The following is an 18,339-nucleotide window of genomic DNA, read 5'->3' as shown; positions in this document are numbered from 1 at the left end:
AGCCTGCAGGCCCGACAGGGTTTGCACCCTTTCCTGAGCCCCACCGGCCGAACGGCGTATCCATGACCGAGATCGTCCTTGCCGTCGAGCACCTGCGCAAGACCTACGGCACCGTCGAGGCGGTCGCCGGCCTCGATTTCACCGTCCGGCGTGGCGAAACCGTTGCACTTCTCGGCGGAAACGGCGCCGGGAAGACCACGGCGATGTCGATGATCCTGGGTGTGGTGATCCCGACCGCCGGCCGGATCCGGCTGTTCGGCGAGGACATGACCCGCGATCGCAAGCGGGCCCTGCCGCGGATGAATTTCTCCTCGCCCTATGTCGACCTGCCCCACCGGCTGACCGTGCGCCAGAATCTTGATGTCTATGCCCGGCTCTACGGCATTGCCCATCCGGCGCGACGGGTGCGCGAGATCTCGGCCGCCTTCGACCTCGACGCCCTGCTCGACCGCCCGACCGGGCGGCTCTCGGCCGGGCAGAAGACCCGGGTTTCCCTCGCCAAGGCGATGCTGAACCGGCCGGAGCTGCTGCTGCTCGACGAGCCGACCGCCTCGCTCGACCCCGATACCGGCGACCGGCTGCGCGGGCTGCTGGAACGGTTCCGCGAACTGTCGGGCGCCGCCATTCTGCTCGCCTCGCACAATATGGGCGAGGTGGAGCGGCTGGCCCATCGGGTGCTGATGATGCGCACCGGCCGGGTGGTCGACGACGGCACGCCCGCGGAGCTCCTGACCCGCTACGGCCGTGCCAGCCTGGAAGACGTCTTCCTCGACGTCGCCCGGTCGCCCGAGATGCAGCCTGCGGAGGGGGCATGAACCACGAACGGATGATGCCGCCCACCGCCGCGATGGAGGCGGCGTTGAGCGAGGCGCCCGAGCGGCTCACCGGCACCGCCGCTTCCCTGCAGCGCATCCAGGCGCTGGTGCTGCGCCATCTGCGCCTGCTGTTCAGTTCCTGGGCCCGGCTGGTCGAGATCGTCTACTGGCCGACGATGCAGATGCTGCTCTGGGGGTTCATCACCCTTTTCCTGACCGAGCGCACCGACTGGCTGGCCCAGGCCGCCGGCACCCTGCTTTCGGGCCTGCTGCTCTGGGAGGTGCTCTACCGCTCGCAGCTGGGCGTCAACCTCGCCCTGCTCGAAGAAATCTGGGCCCGCAACCTCGCCACCCTCTTCGTCAGCCCGCTCCGCCCCTGGGAGATGATCGCCGCCATGCTGACGGTCGCGGGCATAAGGGTCGCGATCGGCACGGGGGCCGCGGCGGCGCTGGCCTGGCCGCTCTATCATTACGACATTTTCACCCTCGGCTGGCCATTGCTGCCCTTCCTGGCGGCGCTGATGATCATGGGCTGGTCGATCGGGCTGATGGTGGCCAGCCTGCTGCTCCGGGTCGGGCTGGGTGCCGAGGGGCTGGCCTGGGCGGCGATCTTCGTGCTGCAGCCGATCTCGGGTATCTATTACCCGATCGAGGTGCTGCCCGGCTGGCTGCAGCCGGTCGCCTGGGTCCTGCCCTCCGCGCATATCTTCGAAGGCATGCGTCAGGTGCTGATCGACGGCACCATTCCCTGGCGCCATCTGGCATGGGCCTTCGCGCTGGACGGCGTGCTGGTCGTGATGGCAGCGGTGGCCTTCACCCGCGCGACCCGCGCCGCCCGCCGCGACGGCCGTCTGCTCGCCTCCGGAGAGTGACCCGGAGAGCGGCCGGGAGGGTGACCCGGCCGGTGCCGGCCCCTCTGCATACCGCTGCGGCAGGCTGTCCACTCGTCGACATGCCATCAAAAGATGTTGCGGTGCGCCGGAAAAGATGCAGCAATTATGACGCTCAGGCTGCACTCACAGTCGTCGCAACGACGTTGGGGATTCTGGTGTGAGGACATCCTGAGAAGGGGGCAAGACCAGGGAAGCCAGGGGAGGCTGTTCCTATGAAGAGCGTATTCCGGAACATCGGGGCCGGTGGTGTATTTCTGGCGGGCATCTGCATCGCCGCAAGTCAACCGGCACTCGCCCGGGATCTGACCGTGGTTTCCTGGGGTGGAAACTATCAGGACGCGCAGCGCGAGATCTATTTCAAGCCCTTCGCCGCCAAGACCGGCAAGCCCTTGCTGGACGAATCGTGGGATGGCGGTTATGGCGTGCTGCAGGCAAAGGTGAAGGCCGGCGCGCCCAACTGGGACGTGGTTCAGGTGGAGGCCGAGGAACTGGCGCTGGGCTGCGCCGACGGGCTTTACGAGACCATCGACTGGGCGAAACTCGGCGGCAAGGACAAGTTCCTGGCCCAGTCGGGCAGCGATTGCGGCGTGGGCGCCATCGTCTGGAGCACCGCCATCGCCTATGACGGCGCGAAGCTCGCCGACGGCCCCAAGACCTGGGCCGATTTCTGGAATGTCGAAAAGTTCCCGGGCAAGCGGGGCCTGCGCAAGGGCGCCAAGTATACGCTCGAATTCGCCCTGCTCGCCGACGGCGTCCCGAAGGACGAGATCTACGATGTGCTCGGCACGCCCGAAGGGGTGGATCGCGCCTTCAAGAAGCTGGATGAGCTCTCGCCCAACCTGGTCTGGTGGGAAGCCGGCGCCCAGCCGCTGCAGCTGCTCGCCTCGGGCGAGGTGGCGATGACGACGGCCTATAACGGGCGCATCACCGCCATCAACAAGGCCGAAGGCAAGCAGTTCAAGGTGGTCTGGCCGGGCAGCATCTATGCCATCGACAGCTGGGTGGTTCTGAAGGGTGCCGAAAACGCGGCAGCCGGCCAGGACTTCATCGCCTTCGCAAGCGCGCCCGAGAACATGATCAAGCTGCCGGCGACGATTGCCTATGGTCTGCCGAACAAGGAAGCGGCCGCCATGGTCGATCCGACATACGCAGCCGACCTGCCGACGGCGCCGGCCAATATCGCCGATGCCATCCCGCTCGACGTCGATTTCTGGATCGACAATTCCGAGGAACTGACCCGGCGCTTCAACGCCTGGCTGGCGCGCTGAGCCCGCGACCGGCGCGAGGGGCGGGTGGCGACACCCGCCCGGCGCGGCATCGTTCCCCCGCACGATCCTTCGCCCGCCTCAGCGCCGACCCGGTCAGAGCTGGAGGACGCTGTTGGAAAACGTTCGCATCCGCTTCGACGGCATCAGCAAGTCGTACGGAGCCCTGACGGTCGTCAACGACCTGACCCTCGATATTGCCGAGGGAGAATTCGTCAGCCTGCTCGGGCCATCCGGCTCGGGCAAGACCACCCTGCTCATGATGCTGGCCGGCTTCGAAAACCCCACGGCCGGCACCATCCTGCTCGACGGTCAGCCGATCAACGACCTGCCGCCCCATCGCCGCAATATGGGCGTGGTGTTTCAGAGCTATGCCCTGTTCCCCCACATGACCGTGGGCGAGAACATCGCCTTTCCGCTGCAGATGCGCGGCACCGGCCGCGCCGAGATTGCCGAGCGGGTGGCGCGGGTGCTCGACATGGTCCAGCTCTCGGCGCTGGCCGATCGCAGACCGTCTCAGCTTTCCGGGGGACAGCAGCAGCGTGTGGCCCTTGCCCGCGCGCTGGTCTTCGAACCCCGGGTGGTGCTGATGGACGAGCCGCTGGGCGCGCTCGACAAGCAGCTGCGCGAACAGATGCAGCTCGACATCCGCGCCCTGCACAACCGGCTGGGGTTGACCATCGTCTTCGTCACCCATGACCAGTCCGAAGCCTTGACGATGTCCGACCGGATCGCGGTGTTCAACCACGGCCGGATCGAGCAGATCGGCTCGCCGCGCGAAATCTACGACGAACCCCGCACCCGCTTCGTGGCCGAATTCATCGGCGAGACCAATCTCGCCGAGGGCCGGGTCGAAGACAGCGCGGGGGCCGAGGCCCGCATCGCCCTGGCCGCCGGCGGCCATGTCGTCGCCGCGGTCGCCGAACCGGTCGTCCCCGGCCAGGAGGTTCTGCTGTCGATCCGCCCCGAACGGATCGAGCTGGCGGAGCGCCCGGGCGGCACCGGCAACAGCCTGGCGGCCCGGGTCGCCGACTGCATCTATCAGGGTGACCATCTGAGGGTGCAGCTGGACGGCGGGGCGCATGGCTTCACCGTCCGGCTCGACCGCAAATCGCGCGAATGGGCGCCCGGAACTGAGGTTTTCGCCGAATTCCGCCCGGCCGACTGCCGGGTCATCGCCCCATGAGCGGCGGCGGGTCGAAGGGCGCCGCAGCGCTGCTGCTGGCGCCGCTGCTGCTTTTCCTGGGCATCTTCTTCCTCTGGCCGCTGGCCACGATGATGTCGCAGGCGGTGTCGGATCCGGCGGTGCTGCGCATTCTGCCCCGCACCGCCGAGGTCGCCGCCGACTGGGATCGTCAGTCGCCGCCGACGCCCGAGATGAAGGCGGCCATCGTCGAGGATCTGACGGCGGCGACCGACACCCAGGCGGTCGGCGACATGGTCCGCCGGCTGAACAGCGCCCAGTCGGGCTTCCGCACCCTGATGTCGAAGACGATCCGGGCGATCGAGGATGGCGACATGCCGGCCGACCTGGCCGAGGTCGACCGCCGATGGGATCAACCCCGCTACTGGCAGGCGATCGCCGGCGCGCTTTCCCCCTATACGGATCGTCACCTGCTCGCCGCCGTCGATCTGAAGCGCGACGCCGCGGGCGAGGTGGTGTCGATGGCCGACGAGGCTTCGGCCAACCGGGTGATCATGCTGCGCACCTTCTGGATCGCCGCCCTGGTGACCATCGCCTGCGCCCTGATCGGCTTTCCATATGCCATGCTGATCGCGGCGGCCGAGGGCTGGAAGCGCAATCTGCTGCTCGCCGCCGTGCTGCTGCCGCTCTGGACCTCTCTGCTGGTGCGCACTGCGGCCTGGTTCGTGATCCTGCAGGAAAAGGGGCTGATCAACGATCTGCTGCTCGGCCTCGGCATCGTCGGCGCGCCGGTGCCGATGATCTTCAACCGCCTGGGCGTGGTGATCGCCATGACCCACGTCCTGCTGCCCTTCATGGTGCTGCCGATCTACAGCGTGCTGATCGCCATTCCCAGAAACCTGGTGCCGGCCGCAGCCTCTCTGGGTGCCAACCCGCTCCGGGCCTTCCTGCGTGTGGTGTTCCCGCTCGCCTTCCGCGGCCTCGCCTCGGGCGCGCTGCTCGTGTTCATGACGGCCATCGGCTACTACATCACCCCGGCCCTGATCGGCGGCCCCGGCGACCAGATGATCAGCTCGGTCATCGCCTTCTATGCCACGGGTTCAGCCAATTGGGGCATGGCCGGCGCGCTCGGCCTGGTGCTGCTGGTGGTCACCCTGCTGCTCTATGCGGTCTATGGCCGGCTTTCGGCCGACCCTGCCACGGGAAGGAGCTGACAGCCCATGCCCAAGGCATTCAAACTGCTCTATGCGCTTGCGGTGGTGATCTTCCTGGTGGCGCCGCTTGTGGCGATCCTGCCGCTCGCCTTCACCTCCAGCGTCTTCCTGACCTATCCGATCCCGGAATTCTCCACCCGCTGGTTCGAGGAACTGGCGACGGCGGCGGTCTGGCAGCGCTCCATCGTGAACAGCCTGATCATCGGCACCGGGGCGACCCTGCTGGCCACCGTGCTCGGCACCGCCGCCTCGCTCGGTCTGCGCAACCGCCGCCTGCCCTTCGCCGGCATCGCCCGGACGCTGTTCCTGCTGCCCATGGTCGTGCCTGCCGTGGTGCTGGGGGTCGGCATGCAGGTGCTGTTCGTCCGGCTCGGCATCGCCAGCAGCTATCTGGGCGTCATCGTCGCCCATGCGGTGGTGGCGATCCCCTTCGTGGTGGTCAGCGTCACCGGTGCGCTCGCCGGCATCGACCGGCGGGTTGAACTCGCCGCTCTCAGCCTGGGCGCCTCGCCGGTCACCGTCTTCCGGCGGGTGACCCTGCCGCTGGCCATGCCCGGGGTTGCCTCGGGTGCGGTGCTGGCCTTCGCCACCTCGCTCGACGAGGTGGTCCTCACCCTGTTCGTCGCCGGACCCAATCAGCGCACCCTCGCCCGGCAGATGTTCTCGACCATCCGCGAGAACATCAGCCCGGCGATCGCCGCCGCGGCCTTCGTCTTCATCGTCGGCACGATCCTGGTCGCCCTGGCCATGGCGGCGATGAAGCGGCGTGGCAAAAGCCCGGCGACATCCTGACGATCCGGCATCCGCCGCGGCGGCCTCCCCCGACGCCGCCGCGGCGGAACCCGGCCCGGTCTCAGCCGGTGACGAGGCCGTAGTAGAAGTCGTGGAGCTTGGTCCACATCTTCGACCCCGTCTCGACCACCTGCCGGCCGCGCCATTCGAAGTTCGGCGCCTCGTGGGCGTATTTCACGATCAGATCCTTGGCGTGCGACGAATGCTCGATATCGGCTTCACCATGAACGGTGAACCATTCGAGCGCACGATCATCCAGCTGGAAGCCGGATTTGAGCGCCCGATACATCTTCATCGCGCTTTCCGAGGTCTGGCTTTCGTTCACATAGATCGCCAGGATGCCATAGACGAAATGATTGTTCCGGCAGTGGCCGACCAGATAGGTCACGAAATCCCAGACTTCCGGCGCCACCGGGGTCTCCCGGATCTCGGCCTCGGTCGCCCCGAGCGCCAGCGCGAAGCGCTTCATCAGGTTGTAATGGCTGTCCGACCCATCGGCGATTGCGGTTTCCTCGGCGATCAGCTGCTCCATTTCGAAGGCGCGGACGTCCTCGTGCCAGCTGTTTGCGTGAATGCCGCTGTAGCAGCTGTTCTGCAGATAGACCTGATGATACTTCTGGATCGCCCAGCGCTTCATCTGTTCGCGCGTCACCCGGCCCGCCTCGATCTCCTTCACGAAGGAGTGGCGTGAATACTTGTTGGCCTGGATGATCCGGTCGAACTCCTCAAAATATTCCGACATGCGTCATCGTCCTTCCGAAAGCCCGCCGCGGGCGGGCCGACTTGTCCATGTCCCTGGAAACTGCATCCCGTGTCGCCGTCGCACGACCGACGTCAGAGACCGGCCCGATCTCAGAGGCCGGTTCGCGATCTGAAGGCGTCGAGGCTGGCCGCGATGTACTCGTGGTTCACGCCCTTGCGGCGGAAGGTGAAGTTGGTCAGGTTGACGATGCTGGTCGCCAGTTTCTGGTCGTTGAGATACTTGGCGTCACCTTTCTCGTGCCAGAAATCCACGCCCTCCAGAACCTGCGGCTGGACGTCGGCGAAGGTATAGCGATTACCCGTGGACGAGATGTTGCCCGAGGATCCGACCAGCAGGATGTCTTCGGCCAGCGCCTTCTCGACCAGCTGTTCGATGAACGCGCCGGTCCGGATGAAGGTCGCGACCGTGCCGTTCTCGCTGCACTGCCGACGGACATGAGGCGTCAGCTTTGCAAACAGCCGGCTGTCGGGGTTGAGCCGGTTGATCACCGCCAGCGTCGTCATCTCCGACACCTCGGCGATCCAGTCCAGCAGCCGGGGATCCTCCATGATCACCAGGTCACGCAGCACATCGATGCTGCCGATGGTGATGCAGGGGTTGGTCAGCGGCCGACCCTTCACCTCGTACATCCGGCGGATCGACCGTTCGGTATGGCCGATCAGCCCGTAACCGATATTGGCTTTGAGCAGGGTCAGGCCGCCGCCGCGGATGACCCCCAGCACATGATCCACCTCGGCATCGTCGACGACCTCGTCATCGGGTACGCCAAGCGCTACTTCCATCGTCCTCATGCCCCCTGACTGACGTGGGCGACAGGGCCTGCCACCGCATCCCCGGCCGAAAGCCGGCGGTGGAGCGCGACCAGCTCGGCCGTGTCGTTGAACCGTTCGGGATCGGCGCTGCGCATCACCGCCTGATAGACGGCCTCCAGCCCTGCCGGATCCAGATTGATCCCGGCCTCGGTCAGCCGGGCGCGCAGCACTGCACGCCCCGAATGGCGACCGATCAGGATCCGCCGCTCGCGGCCGAAATCCGCCGGGTCGAGATATTCGTAAGTGATCGGATGATTGAGCAGCCCGTGCTGATGCAGCCCGGCAGCCGTTCCGAAGACATAGTCGCCGAGCAGCGCCTTGTTGCGCCCCAGATCGACCGAAAGCCTTTCCGCGATCGTCATGCCCGTACGGACCAGGGCCGCGAGATCGATGGCGTGATCCAGTCGGACGTGATCCGGGCGGTAGCGGATGGCGGTCGCGACCTCCTCGATCGGCACCAGACCGGCGCGCTCCCCCAAGCCGCCGATGGCGCCCAGCACCCCATCGGCGCCGGCGGCAAGCCCGGCCAGCGCATTCGCGGTGGCAAGGCCCAGATCGTCGGCCGGTGCCACGATCACCGGGATCGTCGGGCCGGTGATCGCCCGCAACATGCCGATCGTGGCCGCCGTCTCGGCCGGCAGCATCCGGCCGGTGGTATCGGCAAGGATCAGCCCCCGGGCGCCGGCCGCAAGAGCGGCATGAACCAGGCTCCGCAGCATTTCGGGAGCGGCTGCAGCAATCGCCGCAAGCTCTACCCAGACGGGTGCCCGGGGTGCCAGACGGATGATCGCACCGGTCAGCAGCGCCACCGGATCCGCACCCTCGGCCAGACGCGGATCGGTGCCGCATTCCAGCACGACCTCGATCGGCGGCCCGTTTTCCGTCGGCCCGCCCCGGCCCAGCAGATCCGCCAGGACCGGCGCATCGGCAAGCGCGGTGCAGACCATGCGGGTCAGCTGCCGACAGCGTGCGCGACTGGCCTCCAGCAGCGCCAGATCGGCGGGCCGGGCTGCCGGATAACCGATCAGCGCCGCATCGATGCCCAGATCGTCGAGGGCCAGCAGAATGTCCAGCCGCTCCGCCGTCGGTGCCGTGGCACCGCGGCCGTCGGCAAGAGAGGCGTCAACCAGTCTGGCTGTCCGAAACCCGCTGGCCGCGACGGTCGGAAGATCATGATGCATCGGACATGCTCCCTTCGAAGGAACAGGTCGCGTGCCGTCAGGGCTGATCCTCACACCGGATTGCGGGCAATGGATCACCCACGGCGCATGGCGGCGGCTGCCGCTCAGCACTTCACATCCGGTCTGCGTCTTCACGCCGACAGGTCCTGGCCCTGCCGGCCCCCCGTTCGCGACTGCCCCGCTTCGCAGACAAAGCCGGCTTGCCCGCCGCATCGCCTGCGCCACTTGCCCTGGTTCCGTCGCCTGCCGCCGTCTCTTCCGGCGCGATCTCGCCCGACTTTGTGCCGGTGCGATGCTGCTGGCGATCGTTCCCACCGATGACTATCCTGACGGATTATCTACCGTCAGTTGGAAGACCCTAAAACATCGCTATCTAACCGGCAACCCGTTTTCTCAACCTCCACGAGCAATTCATCCCCGCAAGTATCATGAAACGAGACATTTGCCGCCGAAAGCCGGAAGGATCGCGGCTCCGGCGATTATTTCTGGTGGAATAGATCGCAAAAATTGACAAGCCGGTTTGCGGTGCTCATTTTTGGCTAGGACGGGGCGGCCAATATCACGCAATGGTGGATCGCCCGAAATCGTCTCGCAGAACGAGACATTTGCCATTTCAGGCAGGCAGCACGGCGGAGCAGCCCGATGACCTATCAGTCCGTTCCGAACCGGCGTGGCGCTTTCGCGTCGGCCGAGAAGAAACACCCCTTCATCGATGCCGATTCTCATATCGAGGATCATGACGGCATCTTTGATCATCTGGACCGCGCCTACTGGCACCGGCGGCCCAAGATCGTCCATATCGGCGACATGATCGCCCATCGGACCCAGCGCAACTATGCCTGGCTGATCGACGGCGAGATGCGGCCCAAGATGCAGGGCTATCAGGCGTCCTGTCATGCCAGCCCGATCGTCACCGACTATGCGAAGCTGAAGCCGGTCAGCACCGCCATCCAGGGCATTCTCGACGTCGACGCCTATTGCGCGAAGATGGACGAGATCCAGCTGGACGTCGCGACGATCTACTCGACACTTTTCCTCCAGCCGCTGACCCGTGATCCGCTGTTCGAGGCGGCGCTGATGCGGTCGTATAACAGCTGGATGGCCGAAACCTGTGCCAAGAAGCCGACCCGGCTGAAATGGGCGGCCCTTCTGCCGATGCGCCTGCCCGATCAGGCGGTGAAGGAAGTGCATCGTGCCAAGGCGCTGGGGGCGACCTCGCTGATGGTGCTGGGCACGGTCGGATCGGTTCTGCTGCATGATCGCCGGTTCGATCCGGTCTGGGCGGCGGCGGAAGAGGTCGGCCTGCCGATCTGCGTCCATGTCGGCTGGGCCCATGACGGCATCGGCGAAGGCCTCGACAGCCCGGCCGCAGCCTTCATCCTGAATTTCGAGATGACCATCGTCTTCGGCTTCTTCAGCTTCCTGGGCGGCGGCATTCTCGATCGCTTCAAGTCGCTGAAGGTCGGCTTCCTGGAAGGTGGCGCCAGCTGGTTCCCCACCGTGCTCGACCGGATGGACAAGTGGCGGGTGACGCCCGCGGCCGAGGTCTGGCCGGCGGAAAAGGCCCCGATCGATTATCTGCGCGAGCGTGAGATCTACTTCACCGTCGAGGGTGACGAGGCCAACCTGCCGGCCTTCGTCGATCTGATCGGCGCCGATCGCATTCTGGGGGCCGCAGACTTCCCGCACACCCATTATGCCGGCGGCAAGCTGGGTGAAGCCTTCGGCTCGATCCGCGAGCGCGACGACGTGCCCGATGCGCACAAGGATCTGATCTTCGGCCCCAATGCGATGCGCTTCTATGGGCTGAAGCCCGAAGATGTGCATTTCTCGAAGCCGACCCAGACCGCGCAGGGCTGATCCCGGCCAGGCAGGCCTTGTCGAAAGACGCCGGGGCGGTCACCATCCGGTGATCGCCCATGGCATTTCCAGAACAGGCCCGCCCCAGGCATGAACTACGCCCACGACTTCCACGCCGGCAATTTTGCCGACATCGTCAAGCACGCGGCGCTGGCCGCCACGGTCGCCCATCTGGCCCGCAAGTCGAAGCCCTTCGTGGTGATCGATACCCATGCCGGCTCAGGGCTCTACGACCTGGAGGCCCCCGAAAGCCTGCGCAGCGGCGAGGCCCGCGGCGGCATCTTCCGCATCCCCGACCGACCGGCCCCGGACGAACCGGCCCTGATTGCCGGGCTGCGCCGGGCGCTGGATGCGGTGGATGACGGTCGCGGTGCCGTGGGCACGCGCCGGCGCTATCCCGGCTCTCCCCTCATTGCCGCCCTTGCCATGCGTCCGGGCGACCGGCTGATCGCAGCCGAGACCGTCGATCCGGTGCGTGCACGGCTGGAACGGGTGCTGGGCGCCCGCGCCCCGCGCCCGGGCCCGCGGATCGAAGTGCTGCGCCACGACGGCTACGGCGTGCTGAAAGCCTGCCTGCCGCCGGGGGAACGGCGCGGCCTCGCCATCATCGACCCGCCTTTCGAAGAGGTGGACGAGTTCGATCGTCTGGCCCGCGCCATGGAGGCCGCGATCGAACGCTGGGCCAGCGGCAGCTATCTGATCTGGTACCCGGTGAAGCGGGCCGAGGCCGCCGAAGATCTGGCACGGAGGATCGGCCGCGCCCTGCCGCCCCATGTGGAAGGCCTGCGCGCCGAATTGTCGATCCTGCCCCCCGGCAGCACCTCGGACGGGATGACCACCACCGGGCTGATCGCGGTCAACCCCGCCTGGCCGGTGGAAGAGGGCATGGCCGATCTGCTGGACTGGTGCGCCCGCAGGCTGGCGGCAGATCCGAAGCGCCCCGGCCACTGGCGCGTGAGCGCTCTGCCGCGCGACTGACCGGCCACCACAAAGGTCGTCATAAAAAAGGTCGCCATAAACAGACGGCCGGCCGCCCCGAGGGGGCGACCGGCCGTTCTGCATCGAGGCGCCAGAGGTCGTCAGGACGCCTTGGGCATCTCGCCGACATAGGTCGATTCGGGCCGGATCAGGCGGTTCTTGTCGGCCTGTTCCAGGATATGCGCCGACCAGCCGGCCATGCGCGCCAGCCCGAAGGTCGGGGTATAAAGGTCGGTCGGGATGCGCACGCCGCGCAGCACCGCCGCCGCCCAGAACTCGACATTCGGATAGAGATTGCGGCCGGGCTTGTATTCCGACAGCAGCCGGACCGCGGTCTCCTCGACATGGACCGAGAGGTCGAACCAGGGATCTTCGCCGGCAAAGCTGTCCGACACCTGGCGGAGTGCCACGGCGCGCGGATCCATGGTCTTGTAGACCCGGTGGCCGAAGCCCATCAGACGCTCACCGGCCTCGATCTGCTGGCGCAGCCAGGGCTCGGCATTCTCCTTGGTGCCGATCTCCTCGAGCATCGTGTCGACTTCCGAGGGCGCGCCGCCATGAAGCGGGCCCTTCAGCGCGCCGATCGCACCGGTGATCGCCGACGCGATGTCCGAACGGGTCGAGGTGATCACCCGGCCGGTGAAGGTCGAGGCATTGAGCCCGTGCTCCGCGGTCAGGATGATATAGGCGTCGAGCGCGCGGGTGTGGACGCGGGTCGGCTTCTCGCCATGGAGCATATAGAGATAGTTCTCGGCATGGCCGAGGCTCTCATCCGGCTCGATCGGATCGCGGCCGGTGTTCAGCGCATTGCGATAGGCGATGATCGTCGGCGCCTTGGCGAGGATCTCCGAGGCCTGCTCGAAAGTGGGGGGCCAGGCGAAGCTGCGATCGCCGATCGCCGAGGTCGCCGTGCGCAGCACGCTCATGGTGTCGGTCTCGGGCGGCAGCGCCCGGATGATCGTCTTCAGATAGTCGGGAAGCTTGCGGCGGGCCGCCAGTTCGGCGCGGAAGGCCTCGCTCTCGCGTTCGTCAGGCAGGTGGCCGCGCCACAGCAGGTGAACCACATCTTCGTAGGTGCGGGAGATCGCGAGATCCTTGGCCCAGTTCCCGCGATAGACCAGATAGCCGTTCTTGCCGTCGACAAGCGACAGATCCGTCTCGGCGACGACAATCCCTTCGAGACCTGCATTGATCGTCACGCTCAAATCCTCTCCAGCTACGGGGCGCGCTCCGTCGGCGGAGTCCCTCGCTGCCGGCGCCGCCCGCTGGGGCGGACGTCGGATTTCCGGGGGGCCCCTGCGTCCGGGCCTCAACATGTGGGGGAGATATAACTCCGCAGGCAGCGGTCCGTCAATTTATTCGCGATTATCGCGGGACAACATGTCACCATAGAATGACGGACACGCCCAGCACGCAACAACCTGTCTCGGGCGCATCCGGACGGCCGCGGTCCCGCTTATATGTCACAACCCACTGTAATCCCGCTCTTATTTTCGGACGGACACGTCAGCACTGCTGACACTATTCTGGCATCAGAGCGGCGGATGTCATGCATGAGTATTCTTCAAGGCGAGACGTGAAATCCTGTCCGGTGAAATGTGTCTCACAAAGCGAGACTCTATGGCGATCCTGGCGATCGAGGCGTCCCTCTTGGCCGGCACCGCCCGACGGCCTATAAGCTGGCAGGTCTCCACGCGCTTCCGATCGGCATCGCCGCAATGTCCTTCCCCACCTCCGGCCCCGGCCGCGGTGCCGCCCCCAGCCGCGGTATCACCCTGGTTCTGATCGCGCTGACCGCCCTCGGGCCGCTCTCGACCGATCTCTATCTTCCCTCGCTGCCGGCGATGGGGCGGGATCTGGGCGCGGATGCCGCAACCGCGCAGCTGACCCTGACCGGCTATATGTGGGGGCTGGCCCTCGCCCAGCTGGTCTATGGCCCCGTCTCGGATGCGCTGGGCCGCCGGCCGGTGCTGATCGCCGGCATGACGGTGCAGGTGGTGGCTTCGGTTCTCTGTCTCTATTCCGCGACCATCGACCAGCTGGTCATGGCCCGGGTGCTGCAGGGGGCCGGCGCCTGTGCCGGGGCCGTGATCGGCCGCGCCCTGGTCCGCGATCTGTTTCCGCCCGAACGCGCAGGATCGATTTTCGCCTCCATCACCTCGGCAACCGCACTCGCCCCCATGGTGGCGCCGATGATCGGCGGTCAGATCGAGGTGCTGTTCGGCTGGCGCGGCAATTTCGCCGCCCTTGGTGTGATCGGCATCCTGCTGATCGCAAGCGCCGTCACCATCCTGCCGGAGCCGATCACCAATCGCGATCTCAGCCGGATCCGGCCGGTCGCGATCCTGAGAGCGATGGGCGAGTTGCTCCACGACCGCCGCTTCGTCGGTCTCGGCATCTGCACCTGCTCGGCCTTTGGCGCCCTTTTCGCCTGGGTGTCGAATTCCTCGGTGCTGCTGATCGAGGGCTACGGCATCCGGCCCGAACGTTTCGGCCTGTATTTCGGGCTGGCGGTCGCCGGCTATGTGGCGGGCGCCGGCATCGGCGGGCGGCTGGTCATGCGGCTCGGCTCGCTGCGCCTGCTGACCATCGGGCTCGGCCTGATGGCAACCGGCGGTCTGGTCATGCTGGCCCAGACATTGACCGGCACCGACACCGCCCTCGGTGTCACGGCCGGCGCCGCCTTCCTGCTTGCCGGTGCGGGCTTCGCCCTGCCCCAGGCCTTTACCGCGGCCATCCTGCCTTATCCCCATATGGCCGGCACCGCCAGTGCGCTGATCGGCAGCACCCAGATGACCACGGGCGGCATCGTCGCGGCGGCCACGGCGCCGCTTGCCGACGGCACGCCGATCCCGATCGCCGGCACCATCCTGGTGCTCGCCGCCATCGCGCTCACCGCCAACCGCCTGCTGGTCCACCGGCCCAACCGGCCGGTCTGAGCCGCAGGCCGTCAGCGGTCGAAGCGCTCTCCGGGATAGGCCGGCGGATTGGACAGCCGCGAGGGCTGAGAGGGTGCCGGGCGCGCCGGCTGCTGCGCCGACGGCTGCCCGGGCGGGGCAGGGGTGGCGCTCTCCTCGCCGAACAGGCCGCGCAGCAGGCGCGAGAGCGGGTCATCCGACGGCGGCACCACCGGTGCCGGCGCCCTGATGTCCAGAACCGGCGGCGGCACCAGCATCATCCGGCCGCCCCCTTCCGACATCGCGCGTGCCCAGATCTTGGCCGGCAACCGGCCGCCGGTCACGCCGCGCATCGGCGCATCATCGTCATTGCCGACCCAGACCCCCGCCGCGACCGCGCCGGTATAGCCGATGAACCAGGCATCGCGGTAATCCTGGGTCGTGCCGGTCTTGCCCGCGATCACGGCACCGCGCAGCTGCGCGGCGCGGCCGGTGCCGGTCTCCACCGCCTTGACCAGCATGGCGTTGATCGCCTGGACCGTGTGGGCAGACAGCACCGGTTCGGCCGGTTCCGGCGCGGCGCGCTGATAGAGCACGGTTCCGTCGGCTGCCCGCACCTCCTCGATCGCCCAGGGCTGAACCGGGCGCCCCTGATTGGCTAGCGCCGCATAGGCCGCCGTCATCTCCAGCAGGTTCTCCGACCCCGTCCCCAGGGTCACGCTCGGAACCCTGGGCAGGTCGCCCGACAGGCCCAGACGGCGGGCGGTCGCGATCACCCGGTCGCGCCCGACCTCTTCCGCCACCCGTACGGTCGCGGTGTTGAGCGAGCGCACGGCCGCCTGGACCAGGGGCACTTCGCCCGCATAGTCCGGCTCGAAATTCGCAGGCGACCAGCCGTCCACCGTCACCGGTGCGTCCAGCACCAGGGTGTTCGGCTCCCAGCCCGCTTCCAGCGCCGCCAGAAAGGCGAACAGCTTGAAGGTCGATCCGGGCTGGCGCCAGGCCTGGGTCGCCCGGTTGAACTGGCTGGCACGATAGTCCCGGCCACCGACCATCGCGAGCACGCCGCCATCGGGCGCCACCGCCACAAAGGCCCCCTGGCCGGCCTTGAGCTTCGGCCCGTCGGCGGCCAGAACCTCGCTCACGGCCGATTCGGCCGCACTCTGCAACTCCGCATCCAGGCTGGTGCGGACCACGATATCGCGGGTGGTGGGTTCCAGATGGGCCGAAAGCTGGTCCAGCACCCAATCGGCGAACCAGCGCCGGTTGGTGGCCCCCACCGTCGCCCGGGCCGAGGGGGCAAGCTTCGGCACCCGCACCTCTTTCGCCGCCTCCGGCGTCAGATAGCCGACATCGACCAGGTTCTGGACCACCGCCCTCATCCGCCGCTCGGCCCGCTCGGCCGCCGATGTCGGCGCATAGGCCGACGGCGCCTGCAGAAGGCCCGCGAGCATCGCCGACTGGCCGACATCAAGCTCCTCGACCGGCTTGTCGAAATAGCGCCGTGCCGCCGCATCGATGCCATAGGCCCCGGCGCCGAAATAGGCGCGGTTCAGATAGCGGGCCAGGATCTCGTTCTTGTCGTAGACCGCTTCCAGGCGGAGCGCCATCACCGCTTCGCGCAGCTTGCGTTCGAAAGAGCGTTCCGGGGTCAGGAACAGCATCTTGGCCAGCTGCTGGGTGATGGTGCTGCCGCCCTGCACCACCCGGCCGGCCGAAAGATTGGCATAGACCGCGCGGCCGATGCCGAAGATGTCGATGCCCGGATGGTCGTAGAACCGCCGGTCTTCGGTCGACAGCACCGCCTCGACCAGGGCCGGCGGCAGATCGTTGACCGTGATCTGGCGGCCGGTCAGCCGGCCATAGACGGCGATCGCGGTTCCGTCGCGGGCCAGCACGGTGATACCCGGCTCCGCCGCGGGCTTGTTCAGCTCGTCAAGCGAGGGCAGGTCCCGCAGCACCCAGGCGATATAGCCGGCGAAAATCAGGGCAACCACGCCGAGCGCAATGCCTGCCCGGCGCAACCAGCGCCGCGGCGGCCGGCTGCCGCCGTCACCGGATCCCCCCTTCCCTGTCCCACGACGCCCCGTACCACGACGCCCGCCGCCGCTGCCCGATGGCCTGGCTCCACCACCAGAGGTGCGGCGCTCGGCCATCAGAAACGGGCCATCCTCTCCCGGGGCCTCGACGGCAGCCGACGACAGCACGGGATCACGACGGACGGGAACTGAAGCTCGGCGCATGGACGGCGGGTCTCGGAACGGGACGGGAACAGGGGCACGGTATTTGCGGACACTACGTGGAACGGCCTGTTCCAGGTCGTGACCTTCATGCGACTTTGCCGGATCAGCCGGCGGACGCATACTCGGCATCGAACCCCAGCCGGAGGACACCCCCATGAGCCAGGCCGCAACCGCGCCCATGCCCGCAATCTACATCCCCCATGGCGGCGGCCCCTGCTTCTTCATGGACTGGACGCCCCGCGACACCTGGACCCGCATGGGCGATTTTCTGCGCGGGCTGATCCGGGGGCTGCCGGTGCGACCGCGGGCGATCCTGATGGTCTCCGCCCACTGGATGACCGACGATTTTGCCGTCACCGGTGCCGCGGCGCCGGAGCTGATCTACGACTATTACGGGTTTCCACCACATACCTACCAGCTGCGCTATCCGGCGCCGGGCGATCCCGCGCTCGCCGGCCGGGTGGTCGACCTGCTGGGGGCAGCCGGCCTCGCCGCCCATGTCGACCCTGCGCGCGGCTTCGATCACGGCATGTTCATCCCGCTGCTGCTCGCGGCCCCCGATGCCGACCTGCCGGTGGTTCAGCTGTCGATCCGCAATGATCTGGATCCGGCCAGCCATCTCGCCGCCGGTGCCGCCCTTGGCGCCTTGCGTGACGAGGGTGTGCTGATCCTGGGCAGCGGCATGAGCTTCCACAACATGCGCGGCTATGGCGATCCCCGCTTCGGCCCGGTCTCCGACAGCTTCGACGCCTGGCTGACCGGTGCGGTGGAGGCGGCCCCCGCCACCCGCCATACGGCGCTGACAGAATGGGCGGACGCCCCGGCGGCACGGCTCTGCCACCCGCCCCGGGCGGAAGAGCACCTGATCCCGCTCATGGTCGCGGCGGGTGCAGCACCCGAAGGACGGGGCCGGAAGATCTTTTCCGACCGGGTGATGGAGACGACGGTTTCAGCGTTCCGGTTCGATTGACGCAGGTGAGCAGCTCCGCACCCGCGGCCCCGCTTCATTTGCGAATGAGATAACCGATCAACCCGGCTGCTGCGGCAGAAAGAACCGACATCGCCCACTTCTTCTCGTCGACAGACGCAGCAACCGACGTCACCGTCAAAAAGCAAAAGACGATGATGAGAATGACGAAGCCTGCGGCCATCAAAAACAGGGTGACGTCCTTGAACAGACGCACCTGGCGCTCACCGGCCGCTTCGTCAGGAGAAATCTTCACGTCGAGCCTGTGCCCCGACGGAGGACGATCGAGATCAATCGTGTTCACAATCCGACGATCTCAGTCTCGACGCGCTCAGATCCGGGTTCAATGAGCCCGAGCTTCAATCCGCGCCGCTTGCCCTCCCGGGCCGCCAGATACAGCTGGAGCGCCTTCCGGAAAATCTCACTCCGGTCGGTCTCGCTCTCCCTTGCCGCCTGATCGATTTCGCGGCCGAGGTCGTCCGACAGGATCAGATTCAGTTTGACGCTCATCCCGA

General features: G+C 67.1%; 17 protein-coding genes. 10 read left to right on the top strand and 7 right to left on the bottom strand.

Going from position 1 to position 18,339, the window contains the following annotated elements; genetic code table 11:
- Positions 1 to 62: 62 nt before the first annotated feature.
- The 6 genes from WI697_RS02340 (at position 63) to WI697_RS02315 (ending at position 6,123) form a co-directional block, all read left to right on the top strand.
- Positions 63 to 815 carry an ABC transporter ATP-binding protein gene (locus WI697_RS02340; RefSeq protein WP_296715028.1) on the top strand — a complete coding sequence of 251 codons (753 nt, stop codon included), beginning with the start codon at positions 63 to 65 and terminating at the stop codon, positions 813 to 815.
- Complete coding sequence (locus WI697_RS02335) at positions 812 to 1,687, top strand: ABC transporter permease (RefSeq protein ID WP_197465087.1); 876 nt, start codon at positions 812 to 814, stop codon at positions 1,685 to 1,687. Before WI697_RS02340 ends, WI697_RS02335 begins: the two co-directional genes overlap by 4 nt.
- Positions 1,688 to 1,920: 233 nt before the next feature.
- The gene (locus WI697_RS02330; RefSeq protein WP_082828357.1) at positions 1,921 to 2,976 is read left to right on the top strand and encodes an ABC transporter substrate-binding protein; all 1,056 of its coding nucleotides are present in this window, start codon (positions 1,921 to 1,923) and stop codon (positions 2,974 to 2,976) included.
- Positions 2,977 to 3,088: 112 nt separating this feature from the next.
- On the top strand, positions 3,089 to 4,159 hold the full coding sequence (locus WI697_RS02325) for an ABC transporter ATP-binding protein (RefSeq protein ID WP_062762675.1): 1,071 nt from the start codon (positions 3,089 to 3,091) through the stop codon (positions 4,157 to 4,159).
- Positions 4,156 to 5,331, top strand: coding sequence for an ABC transporter permease (locus tag WI697_RS02320; protein ID WP_014743536.1), 1,176 nt, complete (start codon positions 4,156 to 4,158; stop codon positions 5,329 to 5,331). Before WI697_RS02325 ends, WI697_RS02320 begins: the two co-directional genes overlap by 4 nt.
- Before the next feature lie 6 nt (positions 5,332 to 5,337).
- A complete protein-coding gene (locus WI697_RS02315; protein ID WP_014743535.1) occupies positions 5,338 to 6,123 on the top strand; it encodes an ABC transporter permease in 786 nt (261 codons plus the stop codon).
- 61 nt (positions 6,124 to 6,184) lie between these two features.
- On the opposite strand, the gene WI697_RS02310 is transcribed toward WI697_RS02315, so the two are convergent.
- The 3 genes from WI697_RS02310 to WI697_RS02300 form a co-directional block, all read right to left on the bottom strand.
- Positions 6,185 to 6,865, bottom strand: a complete 681-nt coding sequence (locus WI697_RS02310) for a TenA family transcriptional regulator (protein ID WP_062762666.1) — start codon at positions 6,863 to 6,865, stop codon at positions 6,185 to 6,187.
- A 110-nt stretch (positions 6,866 to 6,975) separates the two neighbouring features.
- Positions 6,976 to 7,668 carry a Sua5/YciO/YrdC/YwlC family protein gene (locus WI697_RS02305; protein WP_062762664.1) on the bottom strand — a complete coding sequence of 231 codons (693 nt, stop codon included), beginning with the start codon at positions 7,666 to 7,668 and terminating at the stop codon, positions 6,976 to 6,978.
- Between the two features lie 5 nt (positions 7,669 to 7,673).
- The gene (locus WI697_RS02300) at positions 7,674 to 8,879 is read right to left on the bottom strand and encodes a homocitrate synthase/isopropylmalate synthase family protein (protein ID WP_345957232.1); all 1,206 of its coding nucleotides are present in this window, start codon (positions 8,877 to 8,879) and stop codon (positions 7,674 to 7,676) included.
- A 642-nt stretch (positions 8,880 to 9,521) separates the two neighbouring features.
- Here WI697_RS02300 and WI697_RS02295 point away from each other — a divergent pair.
- Together WI697_RS02295 and WI697_RS02290 are read left to right on the top strand one after the other, a co-directional pair.
- Positions 9,522 to 10,739 (top strand): amidohydrolase family protein, encoded by a 1,218-nt coding sequence (locus tag WI697_RS02295; RefSeq protein ID WP_062762658.1) that lies wholly within the window; start codon positions 9,522 to 9,524, stop codon positions 10,737 to 10,739.
- Between the two features lie 90 nt (positions 10,740 to 10,829).
- On the top strand, positions 10,830 to 11,717 hold the full coding sequence (locus WI697_RS02290) for a 23S rRNA (adenine(2030)-N(6))-methyltransferase RlmJ (RefSeq protein WP_345957231.1): 888 nt from the start codon (positions 10,830 to 10,832) through the stop codon (positions 11,715 to 11,717).
- Between the two features lie 101 nt (positions 11,718 to 11,818).
- Here the strand turns inward: WI697_RS02290 and WI697_RS02285 are convergent, their stop codons facing one another.
- Positions 11,819 to 12,916, bottom strand: a complete 1,098-nt coding sequence (locus tag WI697_RS02285) for a citrate synthase/methylcitrate synthase (protein ID WP_014743529.1) — start codon at positions 12,914 to 12,916, stop codon at positions 11,819 to 11,821.
- Positions 12,917 to 13,435: 519 nt separating this feature from the next.
- Here WI697_RS02285 and WI697_RS02280 point away from each other — a divergent pair.
- A complete protein-coding gene (locus WI697_RS02280; protein ID WP_345957230.1) occupies positions 13,436 to 14,656 on the top strand; it encodes a multidrug effflux MFS transporter in 1,221 nt (406 codons plus the stop codon).
- An 11-nt stretch (positions 14,657 to 14,667) separates the two neighbouring features.
- Here the strand turns inward: WI697_RS02280 and WI697_RS02275 are convergent, their stop codons facing one another.
- Positions 14,668 to 16,611 (bottom strand): transglycosylase domain-containing protein, encoded by a 1,944-nt coding sequence (locus WI697_RS02275; protein ID WP_345957229.1) that lies wholly within the window; start codon positions 16,609 to 16,611, stop codon positions 14,668 to 14,670.
- 400 nt (positions 16,612 to 17,011) lie between these two features.
- Between WI697_RS02275 and WI697_RS02270 the strand changes: the two genes are divergently transcribed.
- Positions 17,012 to 17,827 (top strand): DODA-type extradiol aromatic ring-opening family dioxygenase, encoded by an 816-nt coding sequence (locus tag WI697_RS02270; protein ID WP_345957228.1) that lies wholly within the window; start codon positions 17,012 to 17,014, stop codon positions 17,825 to 17,827.
- A gap of 34 nt (positions 17,828 to 17,861) precedes the next feature.
- On the opposite strand, the gene WI697_RS02265 is transcribed toward WI697_RS02270, so the two are convergent.
- Together WI697_RS02265 and WI697_RS02260 are read right to left on the bottom strand one after the other, a co-directional pair.
- Positions 17,862 to 18,128, bottom strand: coding sequence for a hypothetical protein (locus WI697_RS02265; RefSeq protein ID WP_014743525.1), 267 nt, complete (start codon positions 18,126 to 18,128; stop codon positions 17,862 to 17,864).
- On the bottom strand, positions 18,125 to 18,334 hold the full coding sequence (locus tag WI697_RS02260; protein ID WP_014743524.1) for a ribbon-helix-helix protein, CopG family: 210 nt from the start codon (positions 18,332 to 18,334) through the stop codon (positions 18,125 to 18,127). The genes WI697_RS02265 and WI697_RS02260 overlap by 4 nt, the downstream gene beginning before the upstream one ends.
- Between the last annotated feature and the right edge of the window lie 5 nt (positions 18,335 to 18,339).

Origin of the sequence: Tistrella mobilis, from assembly GCF_039634785.1 — a bacterium.
Lineage (GTDB): Bacteria > Pseudomonadota > Alphaproteobacteria > Tistrellales > Tistrellaceae > Tistrella > Tistrella mobilis.
Note: the sequence above shows the minus strand (reverse complement) of the source record. Positions and strands in the feature narration are given on the sequence as shown.